The 15,653-nt window shown below is 71.9% G+C and carries 17 protein-coding genes; 1 reads left to right on the plus strand and 16 read right to left on the minus strand.

Features of this window, described 5'->3' with window-relative positions:
* Positions 1-12: 12 nt before the first annotated feature.
* The 11 genes from rpsE to Tsedi_RS10980 form a co-directional block, all read right to left on the minus strand.
* Positions 13-534, minus strand: coding sequence for a 30S ribosomal protein S5 (rpsE, locus tag Tsedi_RS10930; protein WP_143896547.1), 522 nt, complete (start codon positions 532-534; stop codon positions 13-15).
* Between the two features lie 17 nt (positions 535-551).
* Positions 552-917 carry a 50S ribosomal protein L18 gene (gene rplR, locus Tsedi_RS10935; protein ID WP_143896549.1) on the minus strand — a complete coding sequence of 122 codons (366 nt, stop codon included), beginning with the start codon at positions 915-917 and terminating at the stop codon, positions 552-554.
* A gap of 11 nt (positions 918-928) precedes the next feature.
* Entirely contained in the window at positions 929-1,462 is a 534-nt protein-coding gene (rplF, locus tag Tsedi_RS10940) for a 50S ribosomal protein L6 (RefSeq protein ID WP_143896551.1), read from the minus strand.
* Between the two features lie 25 nt (positions 1,463-1,487).
* Positions 1,488-1,883: a 30S ribosomal protein S8 gene (gene rpsH / locus Tsedi_RS10945; RefSeq protein WP_143896553.1), complete on the minus strand. Its 396-nt coding sequence runs from the start codon at positions 1,881-1,883 to the stop codon at positions 1,488-1,490.
* A gap of 20 nt (positions 1,884-1,903) precedes the next feature.
* Positions 1,904-2,209, minus strand: a complete 306-nt coding sequence (gene rpsN, locus Tsedi_RS10950) for a 30S ribosomal protein S14 (RefSeq protein WP_143896555.1) — start codon at positions 2,207-2,209, stop codon at positions 1,904-1,906.
* Between the two features lie 8 nt (positions 2,210-2,217).
* On the minus strand, positions 2,218-2,757 hold the full coding sequence (rplE, locus tag Tsedi_RS10955) for a 50S ribosomal protein L5 (protein WP_143896557.1): 540 nt from the start codon (positions 2,755-2,757) through the stop codon (positions 2,218-2,220).
* Between the two features lie 2 nt (positions 2,758-2,759).
* The gene (gene rplX / locus Tsedi_RS10960; protein ID WP_143896559.1) at positions 2,760-3,080 is read right to left on the minus strand and encodes a 50S ribosomal protein L24; all 321 of its coding nucleotides are present in this window, start codon (positions 3,078-3,080) and stop codon (positions 2,760-2,762) included.
* 10 nt (positions 3,081-3,090) lie between these two features.
* On the minus strand, positions 3,091-3,459 hold the full coding sequence (gene rplN / locus Tsedi_RS10965; RefSeq protein ID WP_043700216.1) for a 50S ribosomal protein L14: 369 nt from the start codon (positions 3,457-3,459) through the stop codon (positions 3,091-3,093).
* Between the two features lie 380 nt (positions 3,460-3,839).
* Positions 3,840-5,276 (minus strand): NAD(P)(+) transhydrogenase (Re/Si-specific) subunit beta, encoded by a 1,437-nt coding sequence (locus Tsedi_RS10970; protein WP_143896562.1) that lies wholly within the window; start codon positions 5,274-5,276, stop codon positions 3,840-3,842.
* Complete coding sequence (locus tag Tsedi_RS10975) at positions 5,273-5,599, minus strand: NAD(P) transhydrogenase subunit alpha part 2 (protein WP_143896564.1); 327 nt, start codon at positions 5,597-5,599, stop codon at positions 5,273-5,275. Before Tsedi_RS10975 ends, Tsedi_RS10970 begins: the two co-directional genes overlap by 4 nt.
* Positions 5,600-5,624: 25 nt before the next feature.
* On the minus strand, positions 5,625-6,770 hold the full coding sequence (locus Tsedi_RS10980; protein ID WP_143896566.1) for a Re/Si-specific NAD(P)(+) transhydrogenase subunit alpha: 1,146 nt from the start codon (positions 6,768-6,770) through the stop codon (positions 5,625-5,627).
* Between the two features lie 202 nt (positions 6,771-6,972).
* Between Tsedi_RS10980 and Tsedi_RS10985 the strand changes: the two genes are divergently transcribed.
* On the plus strand, positions 6,973-7,470 hold the full coding sequence (locus Tsedi_RS10985) for an NUDIX hydrolase (protein ID WP_143896568.1): 498 nt from the start codon (positions 6,973-6,975) through the stop codon (positions 7,468-7,470).
* On the opposite strand, the gene Tsedi_RS10990 is transcribed toward Tsedi_RS10985, so the two are convergent.
* Genes Tsedi_RS10990 through Tsedi_RS11010 form a run of 5 tightly spaced genes read right to left on the minus strand, consistent with a single transcriptional unit; the run spans position 7,425 to position 15,646 of the window.
* On the minus strand, positions 7,425-8,591 hold the full coding sequence (locus tag Tsedi_RS10990) for a response regulator (RefSeq protein ID WP_143896570.1): 1,167 nt from the start codon (positions 8,589-8,591) through the stop codon (positions 7,425-7,427). The two genes, Tsedi_RS10985 and Tsedi_RS10990, sit on opposite strands and share 46 nt — an antisense overlap.
* Positions 8,588-10,285 (minus strand): PAS domain-containing protein, encoded by a 1,698-nt coding sequence (locus Tsedi_RS10995; RefSeq protein ID WP_185970658.1) that lies wholly within the window; start codon positions 10,283-10,285, stop codon positions 8,588-8,590. Before Tsedi_RS10995 ends, Tsedi_RS10990 begins: the two co-directional genes overlap by 4 nt.
* Positions 10,282-13,839, minus strand: a complete 3,558-nt coding sequence (locus Tsedi_RS11000; protein ID WP_143896575.1) for a response regulator — start codon at positions 13,837-13,839, stop codon at positions 10,282-10,284. Before Tsedi_RS11000 ends, Tsedi_RS10995 begins: the two co-directional genes overlap by 4 nt.
* Positions 13,836-14,846, minus strand: a complete 1,011-nt coding sequence (locus Tsedi_RS11005) for an ABC transporter substrate-binding protein (RefSeq protein ID WP_143896577.1) — start codon at positions 14,844-14,846, stop codon at positions 13,836-13,838. Before Tsedi_RS11005 ends, Tsedi_RS11000 begins: the two co-directional genes overlap by 4 nt.
* A gap of 32 nt (positions 14,847-14,878) precedes the next feature.
* On the minus strand, positions 14,879-15,646 hold the full coding sequence (locus Tsedi_RS11010; protein WP_143896579.1) for a 16S rRNA (uracil(1498)-N(3))-methyltransferase: 768 nt from the start codon (positions 15,644-15,646) through the stop codon (positions 14,879-14,881).
* Positions 15,647-15,653: the final 7 nt, after the last annotated feature.

Consider the following 15,653-nt stretch of genomic DNA (forward strand, 5'->3'; position numbering starts at 1 on the left):
TGTCCCCTGTCATCAGGCGCCCACGATCTCCTCGACCGTCTTGCCGCGCTTGGCGGCGACCTCGGCCGGGGTGGTGGACTTGCGCAGCGCATCCAGCGTGGCGCGCACCAGGTTGTACGGGTTGGTCGAGCCGTGGCTCTTGGCCACCACGTCGGTGATGCCCATGACCTCGAAGACGGCGCGCATCGGGCCGCCGGCGATGATGCCGGTACCCTTGGGCGCCGGCATCATGATGACGCGCGAGGCGCCGTGCTCGCCGACCACCTCGTGGTGCAGCGTGCCGTTCTTCAGCGAGACCTTGAACATCGAGCGGCGCGCCTCGTCCATCGCCTTCTGCACGGCCGACGGCACTTCGCGCGCCTTGCCCTTGCCCATGCCGATGCGCCCGTCGCCGTCACCGACCACGGTCAGCGCCGCAAAGGCCATGATGCGGCCGCCCTTGACCACCTTGGTCACGCGGTTGACCGCGATCATCTTCTCCCGCAGGCCGTCGTCGTTGCCTTCGGTCTTGACGTTTGCTTGCATTTTTGCCATTTGCGTCACCTGATGCGTCAGAACTGCAGGCCGCCTTCACGCGCCGCCTCGGCCAAGGCCTTGACGCGCCCGTGGTACTTGAAGCCCGAGCGGTCGAACGCCACCTTCTCGATGCCGACGGCCTTGGCCTTCTCGGCGATGCGCCGGCCGATGACCGCCGCCGCGGCGACGTTGCCGCCCTTGCCCTTGCCGCCGAGCTGCGCACGCACCTCGGGTTCCAGCGTGGAGGCCGACGCCAGCACGCGGCCGCCATCGGGCGAGATGATGTTGGCGTAGATGTGCAGGTTGGTGCGGTGCACCTGCAGGCGCACGGCGCCCTGCTGGGCGATGCGCACACGGGTCTGGCGGGCGCGGCGCAGACGCTGTTCCTTCTTGTTCAACATGGGCGCGCTCCTTACTTCTTCTTGGTCTCTTTGATGACCACCGTCTCATCCGCATAGCGGATGCCCTTGCCCTTGTAGGGCTCGGGCGGACGCACCGCACGGACCTCGGCGGCGACCTGACCGACGCGCTGCCGGTCCGCGCCCTTGATCACGATCTCGGTCGGGGTCGGGGTCTCGACCTTGATGCCCTCGGGCATGACCATCTCCACCGGGTGCGAGAAGCCGATGGCGAGGTTGAGCTTGTTGCCCTGGGCCGCGGCCTTGTAGCCCACGCCCACCAGCGTCAGCTTGCGCTCGAAGCCCTTGCTGACGCCGACGACCATGTTGTTGACGAGCTGGCGCACCGTGCCGCTGAGCGCGTCGGCCTCGCGCGACGCATCCACCGGGGCGAACGTCAGCTTGCCGCCCTCCTGCGCCACCTTGACGCGCGGGTTCAGCGCCAGCGACAGCGCGCCCAGCGCGCCCTTGACGTTGATCTGTTCCTGGCCGATCGCCACCTCGACGCCCTGCGGGATGGTGATGGCCGCCTTCGCTACACGAGACATGGGTCTTGCTCCTTCCTGCCCCGCATCAGGCGACGTAGCACAGCACTTCGCCACCGACGCCGACGGCGCGCGCCTTGCGGTCGGTCATCACGCCCTTGGGCGTGGTGACGATGGCCACCCCCAGGCCGTTCATGACCTGCGGGATCTCCTTGGCGCCACGGTAGACGCGCAGCCCCGGGCGGCTGACGCGCTCGATGCGCTCGATGACCGGACGGCCGGCGTAGTACTTGAGCGCGATCTCGAGCTCTTTCTTGCCGCCTTGCTCCTTGATCTGGAAGCCGTCGATGTAACCCTCCTCCTTCAGCACCTGCGCGATGGCGGTCTTCAGCTTGGAGGCCGGCATCGACACCGAGGCCTTCTCGACCATCTGCGCATTGCGGATGCGGGTCAGCATGTCGGCGATCGGATCACTCATGCTCATTTGGGGTTCTCCTTCGCGCCTTACCAGCTGGCCTTGATGACGCCGGGGATCTCGCCGGCGAAGGCCAGTTCGCGAATCTTGGTGCGGGCCAGGCCGAACTGGCGGAACGTGCCGCGCGGGCGGCCGGTGATGCCGCAGCGGTTGCGCTGGCGCGTCGGGTTGGCGTTGCGCGGCAGCTTCTGCAGCGCCAGACGCGCCGCCTCGCGCTCCTCCGGAGTGCGCTTGGCGTCCTTGGCGATCGCTTTCAACTCGTTGTACTTGTTGGCGAACTTGGCGACCAGCTTGTCGCGCTTGAGTTCACGCTGGAGCAGAGCTTGCTTGGCCACGGACCACCTCAGTTCTTGAACGGGAAACGGAAACCGGCAAGCAGCGCCTTGCACTCCTCGTCGGTCTTGGCCGTCGTCGTGATGCTGATGTTCAGCCCACGCACCGCATCGACCTTGTCGTACTCGATCTCGGGGAAGATGATCTGCTCGCGCACCCCGATGTTGTAGTTGCCACGGCCGTCGAAGGCGCGCGCCGACACGCCGCGGAAGTCGCGCACGCGCGGCAGCGCGATCGTGACCAGGCGGTCGAGGAATTCATACATGCGCGCACCGCGCAGCGTGACCATGCAGCCGATCGGCTGGCCCTCGCGGATCTTGAAGCCGGCGATGGCCTTGCGGGCGCGCGTGACCACCGGCTTCTGGCCGGCGATCTTGGCCAGGTCCGCGACCGCGTTTTCCAGCACCTTCTTGTCGGCCACGGCCTCGCCCACGCCCATGTTCAGCGTGATCTTGGTGATGCGCGGCACCTCCATCACGGACTTGTAGCCGAACTGCTTCTGCAGCGCCGGCGCGATCTTTTCGCGGTAGAGCTGTTGGAAACGTGCCATGGTCAAGCCACCTTGATTTCTTCGCCGCTGGACTTGTAGACGCGCACCTTGGTGCCGTCGGCCAGGATCTTGATGCCGACCCGGTCGGCCTTGCCGGTGGCCGGGTTGTAGATGGCCACGTTGGACTGGTGGATCGGCATGGTCTTCTCGACGATGCCGCCGGCCACGCCCTTGAGCGGGTTGGGCCGCACGTGCTTCTTGACCACGTTGACGCCCTCGACCACGATGCGCTGCTCGTCGGCACGACGCAGCACGCGGCCGCGCTTGCCCTTGTCGCGGCCGGCGATGACGATGACCTCGTCGCCCTTGCGGATCTTGTTCATGACAGCTCCTTCACAGGACCTCGGGCGCCAGGGACACGATCTTCATGAAGCGCTCGGTGCGCAGCTCGCGCGTGACCGGGCCGAAGATGCGGGTGCCGATCGGCTCCAGCTTGTTGTTGAGCAGCACGGCGGCGTTGCCGTCGAACTTGATGAGCGCGCCATCGGGGCGGCGGATGCCCTTGGCCGTGCGCACCACCACCGCGTTGTAGACCTCGCCCTTCTTGACGCGGCCACGCGGAGCGGCTTCCTTGATGCTGACCTTGATGATGTCGCCCACGCTGGCGTAGCGGCGCTTGGAGCCACCCAGCACCTTGATGCACATCACGGACTTGGCGCCCGTGTTGTCCGCAACATCGAGTCGAGTTTGCGTTTGGATCATGATTGTGTCGTCCCAACTTGAACCCTCAGGCCACCACGGCCGAGGCGATCAGTCTTGGGCCCGTCGCGGCGAGCTTCCCCGCCTGGTTGGGCAGATGGTCTTCACCCTTTTCGGGCGAAGCTCTATATTATGGCACAAGCCGGCTTGCGAGTCAACAGCCGCGTGGATCCGACGACCCCGACACCCGCGTCTCCCGCCGGCGCGCCGAGGGCCGCCTCAGCAGCCCGGATACTCGGCCCGGAGCCAGGCACGCCTGCGGCGTGCGCGGCTGGTAACCGCCGATCGGCCAGTCGGGGAAGTCGTGCAGGTCGTGCGCCACTCCCTCCAGCACGTGGCGCAGCTCCAGCGGGCGCAGCCAGCGCGGCGGGATCGCCGCCGGGTCACTCGATCGCCTTGACCATGTCCTCGACGACCTTCTTGGCGTCGCCGAACACCATCATGGTCTTGTCCATGTAGAAGAGTTCGTTGTCGAGGCCGGCGTAGCCGGTGGCCATCGAGCGCTTGTTGACGATGACGGTGCGCGCCTTGTAGGCCTCCAGGATCGGCATGCCGTAGATCGGGCTGCCCTTCTGCAGCGCGGCCGGGTTGACGACGTCGTTGGCGCCGAGGATGATGGCCACGTCGGTCTGGCCGAACTCGGGGTTGATGTCCTCCATCTCGAACACCTGGTCGTAGGGCACCTCGGCCTCCGCCAGCAGCACGTTCATGTGCCCGGGCATGCGGCCGGCCACCGGGTGGATGGCGTACTTGACGCTGATGCCCTTCTCGGTGAGCTTCTGCGCCAGCTCCTTGACGGCGTGCTGCGCGCGCGCCACCGCCAGACCGTAGCCCGGCACGATGATGACGCTTTCGGCGTTGGACAGGATGAAGGCGGCGTCGTCGGCGCTGCCGCTGCGGACGGTGCGCTGCTGCTGCGCGCCCTGGGCGGCGGCGGGGTCGGCGCCGAAGCCGCCCAGGATCACGTTGATGAACGAACGGTTCATCGCCTTGCACATGATGTAGGACAGGATCGCGCCGGACGACCCCACCAGCGAGCCGGCGATGATCAGCATCGGGTTGTTGAGCGAAAAGCCGATGCCGGCGGCCGCCCAGCCGGAGTAGCTGTTCAGCATCGAGACCACCACCGGCATGTCGGCGCCGCCGATCGGGATGATGATCAGCACCCCCAGCACGAAGCTCAACGCCAGCATCAGGTAGAACGCCGCGTGGCTTTCGGTGACGGCGTAGGCGATGCCCAGCGCCAGCGTGGCCAAGCCCAGCGCCAGGTTGAGCAGGTGCTGCCCCGCGAACACCACCGGTGCGCCCTGGAACAGGCGGAACTTGTACTTGCCCGACAGCTTGCCGAAGGCGATCACCGAGCCGCTGAAGGTGATGGCGCCAATCGCCGCGCCGAGGAACAGCTCGACCTTGTTGCCGACCGGGATCGGCGGCACCGCGCCGTCGGCGCCGCGCTGCACGATGCCGAACGCATACGGCTCGTGCGCGGCGGCGATGGCGATGAACACCGCCGCCAGGCCCACCATGCTGTGCATGAAGGCCACCAGCTCGGGCATCTTGGTCATCTCGACGCGCTTGGCCATGATGGCGCCGGCCGTGCCGCCGACGAGCAGCCCGAGCAGCACCCACACCATGCCCTGCGCGCCACCGCCGGAGAGCTCCACGATCAGCGCGGCGGTGGTCAGGATGGCGATCGCCATCCCGGTCATGCCGAAGACGTTGCCGCGGATCGAGGTGGTCGGGTGGCTCAGGCCCTTGAGCGCCTGGATGAAGCAGACGCTGGCCACCAGGTACAGCAGCACCACCAGGTTCATGCTCATGCGCGCTCTCCTTGCCCGGTGGCGGGGGCCTTGCGTTCCTTCTTCTTGAACATCTCCAGCATGCGGCGCGTGACGAGGAAGCCGCCGAAGACGTTGACCGCGGCCAGCGCCACCGCCAGCACCCCCATGGCCTTGCCCAGGCCCGTCTCGGTGAGCGCCGCCGCCAGCATCGCGCCGACGATGACGATGGCGGAGATGGCGTTGGTGACGGCCATCAGCGGCGTGTGCAGCGCCGGCGTGACGTTCCAGACCACGTGGTAGCCGACGTAGATGGCCAGCACGAAGATGATGACGTTGTAGAGGATCGGCGAGACGGCTTCCATGGCGGGCCTCCGTGGGGGGATCGGGTCAGGGCTTGCGCCGCACCTCGCCGCCGTGCGCGACCAGGCAGGCGGCGACGATGTCGTCGTCGAGGTTGAGCTGCAGCTGGCCTTCCCTGGTGACGATGAGCTTGAGGAAGTCCAGCATGTTGCGCGCGTACAGCGCCGAGGCGTCGGCCGCCACCATCGCCGGCAGGTTGGTGTGGCCGACGATCGTGACGCCGTGCACGGTGACGACCTGGTCCGGCACCGTCAGCGGGCAGTTGCCGCCGGGCTGGCCGTGCGGGCCGATGGGGCCGCGGCCGGCGGCGAGGTCGACGATCACCGAGCCGGGCTTCATGCTGCGCACCATGTCCTCGGTGACGAGGGTCGGCGCCGGGCGGCCCGGGATCAGCGCGGTGGAGATGACGACGTCGGCCTGCGCCACGCGCTTGGCCACCTCGACCTTCTGGCGGTCCAGCCAGCTCTGCGGCATCGGGCGCGCGTAGCCGCCCACGCCCTGCGCGCACTCGCGCTCCTCGTCGGTCTCGTACGGCACGTCGATGAACTTGGCGCCGAGCGACTCGACCTGTTCCTTGACCGCCGGGCGCACGTCGGAGGCCTCGATCACGGCCCCCAGCCGCTTGGCGGTGGCGATCGCCTGCAGGCCCGCCACGCCCACGCCCAGCACGACGACGCGCGCGGCCTTGATGGTGCCGGCCGCCGTCATCAGCATCGGAAACAGCCGCTGGTAGTGGTTGGCCGCCAGCATCACGGCCTTGTAGCCGGCGATGTTGGCCTGGCTGGACAGCACGTCCATGCTCTGCGCGCGCGTGGTGCGCGGCGCGGCCTCCAGCGCGAACGCGGTCAGGCCGGCGGCGGCCAGGCGCTGCAGGCCCTCGGCGTCGAACGGGTTGAGCATGCCGACCAGCGTCGCGCCGGCCTTCATCTGCGCCAGCTCGTCGGCCGAGGGGCCGCGCACCTTCAGCACCAGGTCGGCGCCCAAGGCGGCGGCGGCATCGACGATCTCGGCACCGGCGGCGCGGTAGGCCTCGTCCGGGGCACTGGAGGCCACGCCGGCGCCGGCCTGCACCAGCACCGTGTGGCCCTGGGCCACGAGCTTCCTGGCGGTCTCCGGGGTGACGGCCACCCGGGTTTCGAGCGCTGCCGTTTCGGCAGGCACGCCTATGCGCATGGTGTGTTCTCCTCGAGCTTTGCCGGGGCTCGCCTCGGCCCCGTCAATGTAGCGTGATCGGCCGCGCGGCGCCATCGGCAACGACCCGCAGGACGGGGCATCGAGCCGCGGCGGTGACGGCACCCCGACAATATAAGCCGTGACTGATGACACAGCACGGCAGGGCCACGCTTCAGCCTGCGTCGCCGCCGATAATGCGCGCATGAGCGACGAACGCTGGAAACCGAGTGTCACGGTGGCCGCCATCATCGAGCGCGACGGCCGCTACCTGCTGGTGGAGGAGCACACGCCCGAGGGGCTGCGCCTGAACAACCCGGCCGGCCACCTGGATCCGGGCGAGGGGCCGGTGGAGGGCTGCGTGCGCGAGGTGCTGGAGGAGACCGCGCACCGCTTCACGCCCACCGCGCTGCTGGGGGTGTACCTGTCACGCTTCCAGCGCCCGGCCACCGGCGAGGACATCACCTACCTGCGGCTGGCCTTCACCGGCACGCTGGGCGAGGCCGAGCCGGGGCGCGCGCTGGATGACGGCATCGTGCGCACGCTGTGGCTGACGCTGGAGGAGGTGCGCGCCAGCCGCGCGCGCCACCGCAGCCCGCTGGTGCTGCGCTGCATCGAGGACCACGCCGCCGGCCGGCGCCTGCCGCTGGAGGCGATCTACACCGACCCGTCGGTGCTGGCGCCGCCGGCCAGCCGCTCGTAGACCGGCGCCTCCTCGTCCTGATACCGCTGCGCGATGGCGCGGAACGTCGCGTGGATATGCGCGAAGGCGTCGGCCACGTCGGGGTCGAAGTGCTGGCCGCGCCCCTGCGCGATGATCTGGCACGCCTGCTCGTGCGTGAACGGGGGCTTGTAGACGCGCTGGCTGATGAGGGCGTCGTAGACGTCGGCCAGCGCCATCAGGCGCGCCGACAGCGGGATGGCCTCGCCGCGCAGGCCCTGCGGATAGCCGGAGCCATCCCACTTTTCCTGGTGCGACAGCGCGATCTCCTTGGCCAGGCGCAGGAAGTCCAGCTCCATGCCGAGCGCCCGCTCGGCGCGCACGATCGCCTGGTAGCCCAGCGTCGTGTGCGTCTTCATGATCTCGAACTCCTCGGGTGTCAGCGGCCCGGGCTTGAGCAGGATGCGGTCCGGGATGCCGACCTTGCCGATGTCGTGCAGCGGCGCGGACTTGTACAGCAGCTCGATGTAGTCGTCGGTGAGCGTGGCGGCAAAGCGCGGGTGGGTGCGCAGGTGTTCGGCCAGCGCGCGCACGTAGCGCTGCGTGCGCAGGATGTGGTTGCCGGTCTCGTTGTCGCGCGTCTCGGCCATCGAGGCCAGCGCCAGCACGGTGACGTCCTGGATGGCGCGCACCTCGCGCGTGCGGCGCTCGACCTCGGCGCGCAGGAAGGCGCTCTGGTCGCGCAGGAAGTCGGCGCTGGCCTTGAGCGCCAGGTGGTTGCGCACGCGCGCCAGCACGATCGGCGGGCTGATCGGCTTAGTGATGTAGTCCACCGCGCCCAGCTCCAGGCCGCGCGTCTCGTCCTCGACCTCGCTCTTGGCGGTCAGGAAGATGACCGGGATGTCGCGCGTGGCCGGGTCGGCCTTGAGGCGGCGCAGCACCTCGTAGCCGTCCAGATCCGGCATCATGATGTCGAGCAGCACCAGGTCCGGAAGCGGCGCGGTGGCGGCGAGCTTGAGCGCACGCGCCCCGCCGTTGGCCACGCGCACGTGGTAGTGCTCGCGCAGCAGCTCGGTCATCAGCAACAGGTTCTGCGGCGTGTCGTCCACCACCAGCACGGTGGGGCGGCGCAGGGTTTCGTCGTGGAGGGCGGCAGCGTTCATCGCGCGGCAGGATCGGAAGCCTCGAGGGGATCGGCGGCGGCCGCGAGCAGCCGCAGCAGACCGTGCAGGACCGCCGGGCGGCCGTGCTCGTCCAGCTCAAGTTCCAGCAGCAGCTCGGCCTGGGCCAGTGTGCCGTCGGGACGCTGCAGGCGCAGCGGCAGCCGCGGCAGGGCGTCGCCCGCCATGGCCTGCTGCAGCGCCGCGCGCACGTGGGCGCGGTCCTCGGCCGGCAGGCAGGCCAGCAGCGTCTCCAGCGCGGGCGCCGCGGCCCTCTCGGACGGGCGCGGCAGCAGCGCCTCCAGATCGGCGTCCCATTGCCAGCGCTGCGTGGCCAGGTCCACGCGCAGCGGCGCGGCCGCGCACAGCGTCTGCAGCCAGCGGCGCAGCCGCCGCTCGTACGCCAGCGCGTCGCGCGTGGCCAGCAGCTCGGTCAGGTCGCGCGCGATGCCCAGCACGCCGATCAGGCGGCCGTCCGGCGCGTGCAGCGGCGTCTTGATGGTCTGCACGTGCTCGCGGTGGCCGTCGCTGGCGAAGGTCAGCACCTCCTCGTTGACGTGCGGGCCGCCGGCCTCGATGGCGCGCTGGTCGTGGGCGCGGAAGGCGTCGGCGGTGGCGACGTCGACGAAGTCGTAGTCGGTGCGGCCCAGCAGCGCCTGCTGCGGCACGCCGTAGAGTTGCTCGAAGCGGCGGTTGCACGCCAGGTAGCGGCCGACCGGGTCCTTGAGCCAGACCAGGTCCGGGATGGTGTCCAGGATGCCGGCCAGCGTCTCGCGGTCGCGCGCCAGCTCGGCGGTGCGGCGGCGCACCTGCCGGCGCAGCAGCGCGATCCACGCCGCCAGCGCCAGCAGCATCGCCGCCAGCCCCGCCAGCGCCCATGGCAGCCAGTGCGGCACGGCCCAGCGGCGGGCGCCTTCCTCCTGCGGCGCCAGCCAGCGCCGGCGCAGCGTCTCGCGCTCCTCGGTGGTGATGGCCTGCATGCCCTGCGCCACGCGCGCGCGCATCGCCGCATCGCCCTTGCGCACGGCATGGCGCACGTCGCCGCGATAGAGGTCGAAGGCCTTGACGAACTGCCGCTGCAGGCCGAACTGGGCCAGGAAGTAGGCGGCCGGGTAGTCGTCGATGCAGAACAGCCAGATCTGGCCGGCGGCCACCGCCTCGAACAGCGCGCGGTAGGTCGGGAACGCGCGCCGGTTGGTGATGCCGGCCAGCTCCAGGTGATCGACGCAGGCGTCGCCGGCCTGCACGCCGACGGTGAAGCCCTGCAGACCGCCCAGGTCGCGCACCGCCGTCAGCGTGACATGGCGGAAGATGGCGCCGGTCTGGGTGGCGTAGGGCTCGAGGAAGTCCAGCCAGGCCTCGCGCTGCGGCGTGCGGTAGATGGTGTCGATGACGTCGGCGGCGCCGGCGCGCATCTGGCGCTGCGCCTCCTCCCACGGCAGGGCATCGAGCCGCACGCGCACACCGGTCTTGACCTCCCACAGCCGCCACAGGTCCGCCGTGTAGCCCTGCGGGCGCCCCTCGGCGTCGAGGAACAGGAACGGCGGAAAGTTGTGGTCGCCGACGACGCGGATCTCGCGCGCAGAGGACGGTACCGCGGCGGGTTGCGCCGCCGCGGCGGTGCCGAGCAGCAGCGCCAGCGCGGCCGGCACGGCGGCGAGCAGGCGGAGCAGAGCGCCGAGGATGGCGGGCGTCATGGCGTGGACTCCCCGGTCGTGGCCGGCGCGTGGCCGGCGGCGCGCAGCGTGGCCAGCGCCGCCTCGAAATCGAAGGCGGCCAGGGCGTCGCGCAGCGCGGGATAGGCCGGGCCGAGCGCGGTGCGCAGCGCCTCCTCGTGCGCGCCGGCCCAGGCCAGCGCGGCGGCGTCGCCGGTGGCCAGCAGCCATGCCAGCTCGCCGAGGTCGGCCCCGGCGCCGGGGGACGCAGCGGCCGGCGCCGGGGCAGCCTCCTGCCCGGTGCCCAGCGCCGTGCGCAACCCCTGCACCAGCGCACGCAGCGCGGCGTCGGTGGCGGCCCAGGCGGGCTCGCCGTCCAGCGTCGGCGGTGGCGGATCCTGGCGCGCGGCGGCCTGCAGCGCCTGCTGCAGCTCGGCGGCGTGGCGCGCCAGCCGGTGCGCGCCCAGCGTGGCGGCCACGCCCTTGAGCGTGTGCGCGGCGCGGATGGCGGCGTCGTGCTCGCCGGCGGCCCACAGCGCGGCGATGGTGGCGCTGGCCTGCGCCTGCTCGGCGACGAAGCGCTTCAGCAGCGAGCGGTACAGCGTCACGCGGCCGGCGGCGCGGCGCAGGCCGTCGGCGGCGTCCAGCCCGTCGACCGCCGGCACCTCGGCGGTGATCGGGGCCCCGGTGGCCCCCGTCGCCGCCGACGGGGGCGGGGCAGTCGTGTCGGCCGCGGCGGGCGCGGAGCCGTCGTCCGGTGCCGCCCTCGCGGCATCGCCCGGCAGCCAGCGCTGCAGCGTGGCCCACAGGCGCGGCGGGTCGATCGGCTTGGGCAGAAAGTCGTTCATGCCCGCCTCCAGGCAGCGCTGGCGGTCCTCGGCCAGCACGTTGGCCGTCATCGCCACGATCGGCACCGTGCCCCAGCCGGGCAGCGCGCGGATGCGGCGCGTGGCCTCCAGCCCGTCCATCAGCGGCATCTGCATGTCCATCAGGATGACGTCGTAGGCCGGCCGCTCGCGCACGCGCTGCAGCGCCTGCAGGCCGTTTTCCGCTTCCTCGACCTCCAGCCCCGCCTCCTGCAGCAGCTCGCGCGCGACCTCGCGGTTGATGGCGTTGTCCTCTACCAGCAGCACGCGGCGACCGCGCAGCGCCGGTGGCGGCGTCTGCGGCGGCGTGACCGGGCCGGGCGTGCCGGCCGTGGACGGCTGCGCCCCCAGCGCCTGCATCAGGTGGTCCAGCAGCATCGACGGCGACACCGGCTTGAACAGCACGCCGTCGAAGCCCTCGGCCTGCACGCGCGCGAACACCTCCTCGCGGCCGAAGGCGGTGATCAGGATCAGCCGCGGCGGCGGCTGCAACCCGAGCGCGCGCAGCCGCGCGCCGGTCTCGAAGCCGTCCATGCCCGGCATCTGCCAGTCCAGCAGCACGACGTCGAACGGGCGCTGCGCCGCAGCGGCCGCCTGCGCGGCGCGCAGCGCCGCGGCGCCCGAGTCCACCACCTCGGCCTGGAAGCCGAGGTTGCGCAGCTGCTCGCCCAGCACCTCGCGCGCGGCCGGGTGGTCGTCCACCACCAGCACGCGCCGGCCGCGCACCTCCACCGGCGCGGCCGCCGGCGGCGCCGCCGCGCCGGCGCGCACCCGCACCACGGCCCAGAACGCCGAACCCCGGCCGGGCTCGCTCCTGACCCCCACCGAGCCGCCCATCAGCTGCGCCAGTCGCTTGACGATGGCCAGCCCCAGGCCCGTGCCGCCGTAGCGGCGCGTGATCGAGGTGTCGGCCTGCTGGAAGGCCTGGAACAGCTGCGCCTGCTGCGCCTCGGTGAGGCCGATGCCTGTGTCCTCCACCTGCAGGCGCAGCCAGAGGTCGTCGCCGTCGCGCCGCTCGACGCGGATGCGCAGACGGACTTCGCCGCGCTCGGTGAACTTGACGGCGTTGTTGCCGTAGTTGGCCAGGATCTGGCCCAGCCGCACCGGATCGCCGATCAGGCGCGGCGGCACGTCCGGGGCGACGTCGACGATCAGCTCCAGCCCCTTGGCCTGCGCCTTGTCGGCGATGAGCGCGGTGAAGTTGTCGATCAGCTTGTCGAGCGGGAACTCGACCTGCTCCAGCTCCAGCTTGCCGGCCTCGATCTTGGACAGGTCCAGGATGTCGTTGATGAGGCCCAGCAGGTGCTGCGCCGACTGCTGCAGCTTGTCGAGGTAGTCGCGCTGCCTGTCGTCCAGCCCGGAGCGCGCCAGCAGGTGCGCCAGCCCGATGATGGCGTTCATCGGTGTGCGGATCTCGTGGCTGACGTTGGCCAGGAAGTCGGACTTGGCGCGCGAGGCCGCCTCGGCGCGCGCGGTGGCGTCGCGCAGCAGCAGCTCCTGCGCGCGCAGCTGCTCGTTGGCCTGCTGCAGCTCGCGCGTGCGCGCCTGCACGCGCTGCTCCAGCTCCTCGTTGAGCTGCTGCAGCGCCTGCTGCGCGGTCTTCAGGTCGGTGATGTCCATCGCATGGCCGACGTAGCCGCCCAGGCTGCCGTCGTCGCGCCGCAGCGGATTGCCCTCCAGCAGCAGCCAGTGCCACTGGCCGGCGGCGTCGCGCAGGCGCAGCTCGGCCACCAGGTGCTCGCGGCGCGCGCGCGCGGCGTCGAAGGCGTCGGCGAAGACGGCGCGATCCTGCGGGTGCATGTCCAGCCGCCAGCCGTGGCCCAAGAGCGCCTGCAGCGGCCGGCCGCTGAAGCGGCACCACACGTCGTTGACGTAGGTGAAGGCGCCGTCGGCGTCGCTGCGCCAGACGAGGATGCGGCCGGCCTCCGCCAGCGTGCGGAAGTGCGCCTCGCTGTCGCGCAGGCGCTGCTGCGCCACCTGCAGCCGGTCCACCATCGCGTTGAAGCTGCGCGCCAGCGTGCCGATCTCCTCCGGCCCCTGCTCGGGCAGATGCGGCACCGCGCGCCCTTCCATGAAGGCGACGCTGGCGTCGCGCAGGCGCGCCAGCGGCAGCGCGACGTGGCGCCGCAGCAGCCAGGCCAGCAGCCCCATCAGCGTCAGCGCCACCGCCGCGCCGGGCAGCAGGCCCACGAGCGTCGCGTGGCGCAGCCGGTCCAGCTCCAGCGACAGGTCCAGCTCCAGCCACACCGCACCGCGGCGCAGGTTGCGCAGCAGCGGCTCGTCCACCCGCTGCAGATAGGGCACCAGGATGCGCAGGCGCCGGCCGCCCTCGTGCGGCAGCACGAACGGCAGGTAGCCGAACGCCACCGCCTGGAACTGGTTGGCGTCGAAGCCCTCGATGACTTCGGCGGCGCGGCGGCCCTCCCAGGCGACGCGGTGCGCGGCCTCGATGATGCCGGACGGGTTGACCAGCGCCAGCTGGCGCACGCGCAGATCGGCCGAGGCCAGGCTCACCTCGGCCCGCACCTCGTCGGCATGGTCCTGCAGCCGCCGCTCGGCCGCACGCGCCAGCGCCTGCGCCAGCGCCAGCCCCTCGGTGTGCGCGCGCTCCAGCACCCCGGCGCGCCCGGCGTGCCAGCCCCACAGGCCGCTGAAGGCCAGGTAGGCCGCCACCAGCAGCAGCGCCGCCACCGGCAGCACACGGCCCAGGCGCAGCCGCGTGGCGCTCATGCCGGCGGCCCCCACGGCGCGCTGACGAAGCGCGCGTCGACGGTGTCGTCCCACTGCCACGGCGAGGTGGGCATGCCGCGCTCGGCCATCAGCGCCAGCAGCTCGCCGGCGGTGCGGCTGATCTGGCCGTCGGGAGCCAGCATCGCGCGCACCTCGTCGCGCGCGGGCAGCCGCAGGCCGCGAAAGAGCGCCGGCACCTGCGCGGCAGGCACCTGCAGCCGCGGCGCCATCAGGCGCGCCGGCAGCTGGTCGGGCGCCGGCTCCCTGCCCCACAACCACCAGGCCCGGGTGTGCGCATCCACCAGATGCTGCACGGCCGGCGCGCGGGCGGCCAGCACCTCGGCGCGCAGCGCCAGCACATCGACGATGCGGCCCGGGATGGCGCGGCTGTCGAACACGCGCACCGCCCCCTGCGCCTCCAGCCGCGACGCCCAGGGCTCGGCCGTGACGACGGCGTCCACCGCCCCGGAGGTCAGCATCTCCACGCTGCGGTCCAGCGTCATCGGCACCTTGACGACGTCCTCCACGCGCAACCGCTGGGCCTTGAGCAGCGCATCGAGCAGGATGACGCCGCCGGCGCTGTCCTCCACGCCGATGCGCCGCCCCCGCAACTGACCCGGCTGGCGCAGGCCCGGGCGCGCGATGACCGCGTCGGCACCGTCGGAGATGTCCAGCACATGCACGATGCGCAGCCGGATGCCGCGCGCGCGGCCGAGCAGCACCTCGTCCAGCGTCAGCTGCGCGCCTTCGAGCTGGCCGCTGGCCAGCGCGCGCAGCGTGTCGGTGTTGGAACGCAGCTCGATGAGCCGCACCTGCGCGGGGTCGAGCCAGCCGGCCTCGCGCGCGAGAAACAGCAGCTCGTAGCCGGGGAAGACCAGGCTGCCGATGCGCAGCGGCGGCAGCGGCGGCTGGCAGCCGCCCAGCGCCGCCGCCAGCGCCAGCCCGCCGGCACCGGCCAGCCAGCGCCGCCGCGCGGCGCGGAAGGGCGGCGGGCTGGCGCGTTCCATCACGTCGGATCCCTTGGGGTTGGACGACCGGCCTATGGTAGCGGGCCGGCCTCCGGCTGGACAGGGGGCGGCGACGTCAGCAACACGAGCGCCGCCAGCGCCGCGGTCTCGCTGCGCAGCGTGCGCGCGCCCAGCGACAGCGGCGCCAAGCCCGCCTGCGCCAGCGCCGCTTCCTCCGCCTCGGTCAGCCCGCCCTCCGGCCCCAGCACGACGTGACAGGGGCCCCCGTGCGCCGCACCCCAGACCGGCAGCGGCACGCTGCCGGCGGCCAGCGACAGCCAGACGCCCGCGCCGAGCGCCGCGCGTGCCGGATCGGCCAGCCAGTCCGCGAGCAGCCGCACCGGGTGAACCCGCGGGACGCGGTTGCCGCCGCACTGCTCGCAGGCGGCCACGGCCACCGCCTGCCAGTGCGCCACCTTGCGCGCGGCGCGCTCGCCGTCCAGCCGCAGCACGGTGCGCGCGGTTCGCAGCGGCTGGATGCTGGCCACGCCAAGTTCGGTGGCCTTCTCGACCAGCCAGTCCATGCGCTCGTTGGCCGGCATGCCCACCGCCAGGTGCACCGCGCGCGCCGGCTCGCGCTCCACGGCCGCGTGCGCCTCCACCGTCACCGTGACGTCGCGCCGGCCCATCGCGCGCACGCGCGCGCGCCACTCGCCGCCGCGCGCCGGGTCGCCGAACAGCGTCAGGTCGTCACCCGGCTGCAGCCGCAGCACCTGCACATGGCGGGCCGCTTCGGGCGGCAGCGTCAGCGTCTGGCCGGCTTCGAGCGGCTGCGGCAGGTGAATGCGCGGGGCGGCCACGGGGATG

The organism is Tepidimonas sediminis (genome assembly GCF_007556605.1).
Classification (GTDB): Bacteria; Pseudomonadota; Gammaproteobacteria; order Burkholderiales; family Burkholderiaceae_C; genus Tepidimonas; species Tepidimonas sediminis.

Excerpts from the sequence above, each read along its gene's own strand:
- Tsedi_RS10995 (WP_185970658.1), bottom strand. The coding sequence starts at position 10,285 with ATGACGCCCGCCATCCTCGGCGCTCTGCTCCGCCTGCTCGCCGCCGTG.
- rplR (WP_143896549.1), bottom strand. The coding sequence starts at position 917 with ATGTTGAACAAGAAGGAACAGCGTCTGCGCCGCGCCCGCCAGACCCGT.
- Tsedi_RS10990 (WP_143896570.1), bottom strand. The coding sequence starts at position 8,591 with ATGAACGCTGCCGCCCTCCACGACGAAACCCTGCGCCGCCCCACCGTG.
- rplE (WP_143896557.1), bottom strand. The coding sequence starts at position 2,757 with ATGGCACGTTTCCAACAGCTCTACCGCGAAAAGATCGCGCCGGCGCTG.
- Tsedi_RS11005 (WP_143896577.1), bottom strand. The coding sequence starts at position 14,846 with ATGGAACGCGCCAGCCCGCCGCCCTTCCGCGCCGCGCGGCGGCGCTGG.
- Tsedi_RS10975 (WP_143896564.1), bottom strand. The coding sequence starts at position 5,599 with ATGGAAGCCGTCTCGCCGATCCTCTACAACGTCATCATCTTCGTGCTG.
- rplN (WP_043700216.1), bottom strand. The coding sequence starts at position 3,459 with ATGATCCAAACGCAAACTCGACTCGATGTTGCGGACAACACGGGCGCC.
- rpsH (WP_143896553.1), bottom strand. The coding sequence starts at position 1,883 with ATGAGCATGAGTGATCCGATCGCCGACATGCTGACCCGCATCCGCAAT.
- Tsedi_RS11000 (WP_143896575.1), bottom strand. The coding sequence starts at position 13,839 with ATGAGCGCCACGCGGCTGCGCCTGGGCCGTGTGCTGCCGGTGGCGGCG.
- rpsE (WP_143896547.1), bottom strand. The coding sequence starts at position 534 with ATGGCAAAAATGCAAGCAAACGTCAAGACCGAAGGCAACGACGACGGC.
- Tsedi_RS10970 (WP_143896562.1), bottom strand. The coding sequence starts at position 5,276 with ATGAGCATGAACCTGGTGGTGCTGCTGTACCTGGTGGCCAGCGTCTGC.
- rplX (WP_143896559.1), bottom strand. The coding sequence starts at position 3,080 with ATGAACAAGATCCGCAAGGGCGACGAGGTCATCGTCATCGCCGGCCGC.
- rplF (WP_143896551.1), bottom strand. The coding sequence starts at position 1,462 with ATGTCTCGTGTAGCGAAGGCGGCCATCACCATCCCGCAGGGCGTCGAG.
- Tsedi_RS10985 (WP_143896568.1), top strand. The coding sequence starts at position 6,973 with ATGAGCGACGAACGCTGGAAACCGAGTGTCACGGTGGCCGCCATCATC.
- Tsedi_RS10980 (WP_143896566.1), bottom strand. The coding sequence starts at position 6,770 with ATGCGCATAGGCGTGCCTGCCGAAACGGCAGCGCTCGAAACCCGGGTG.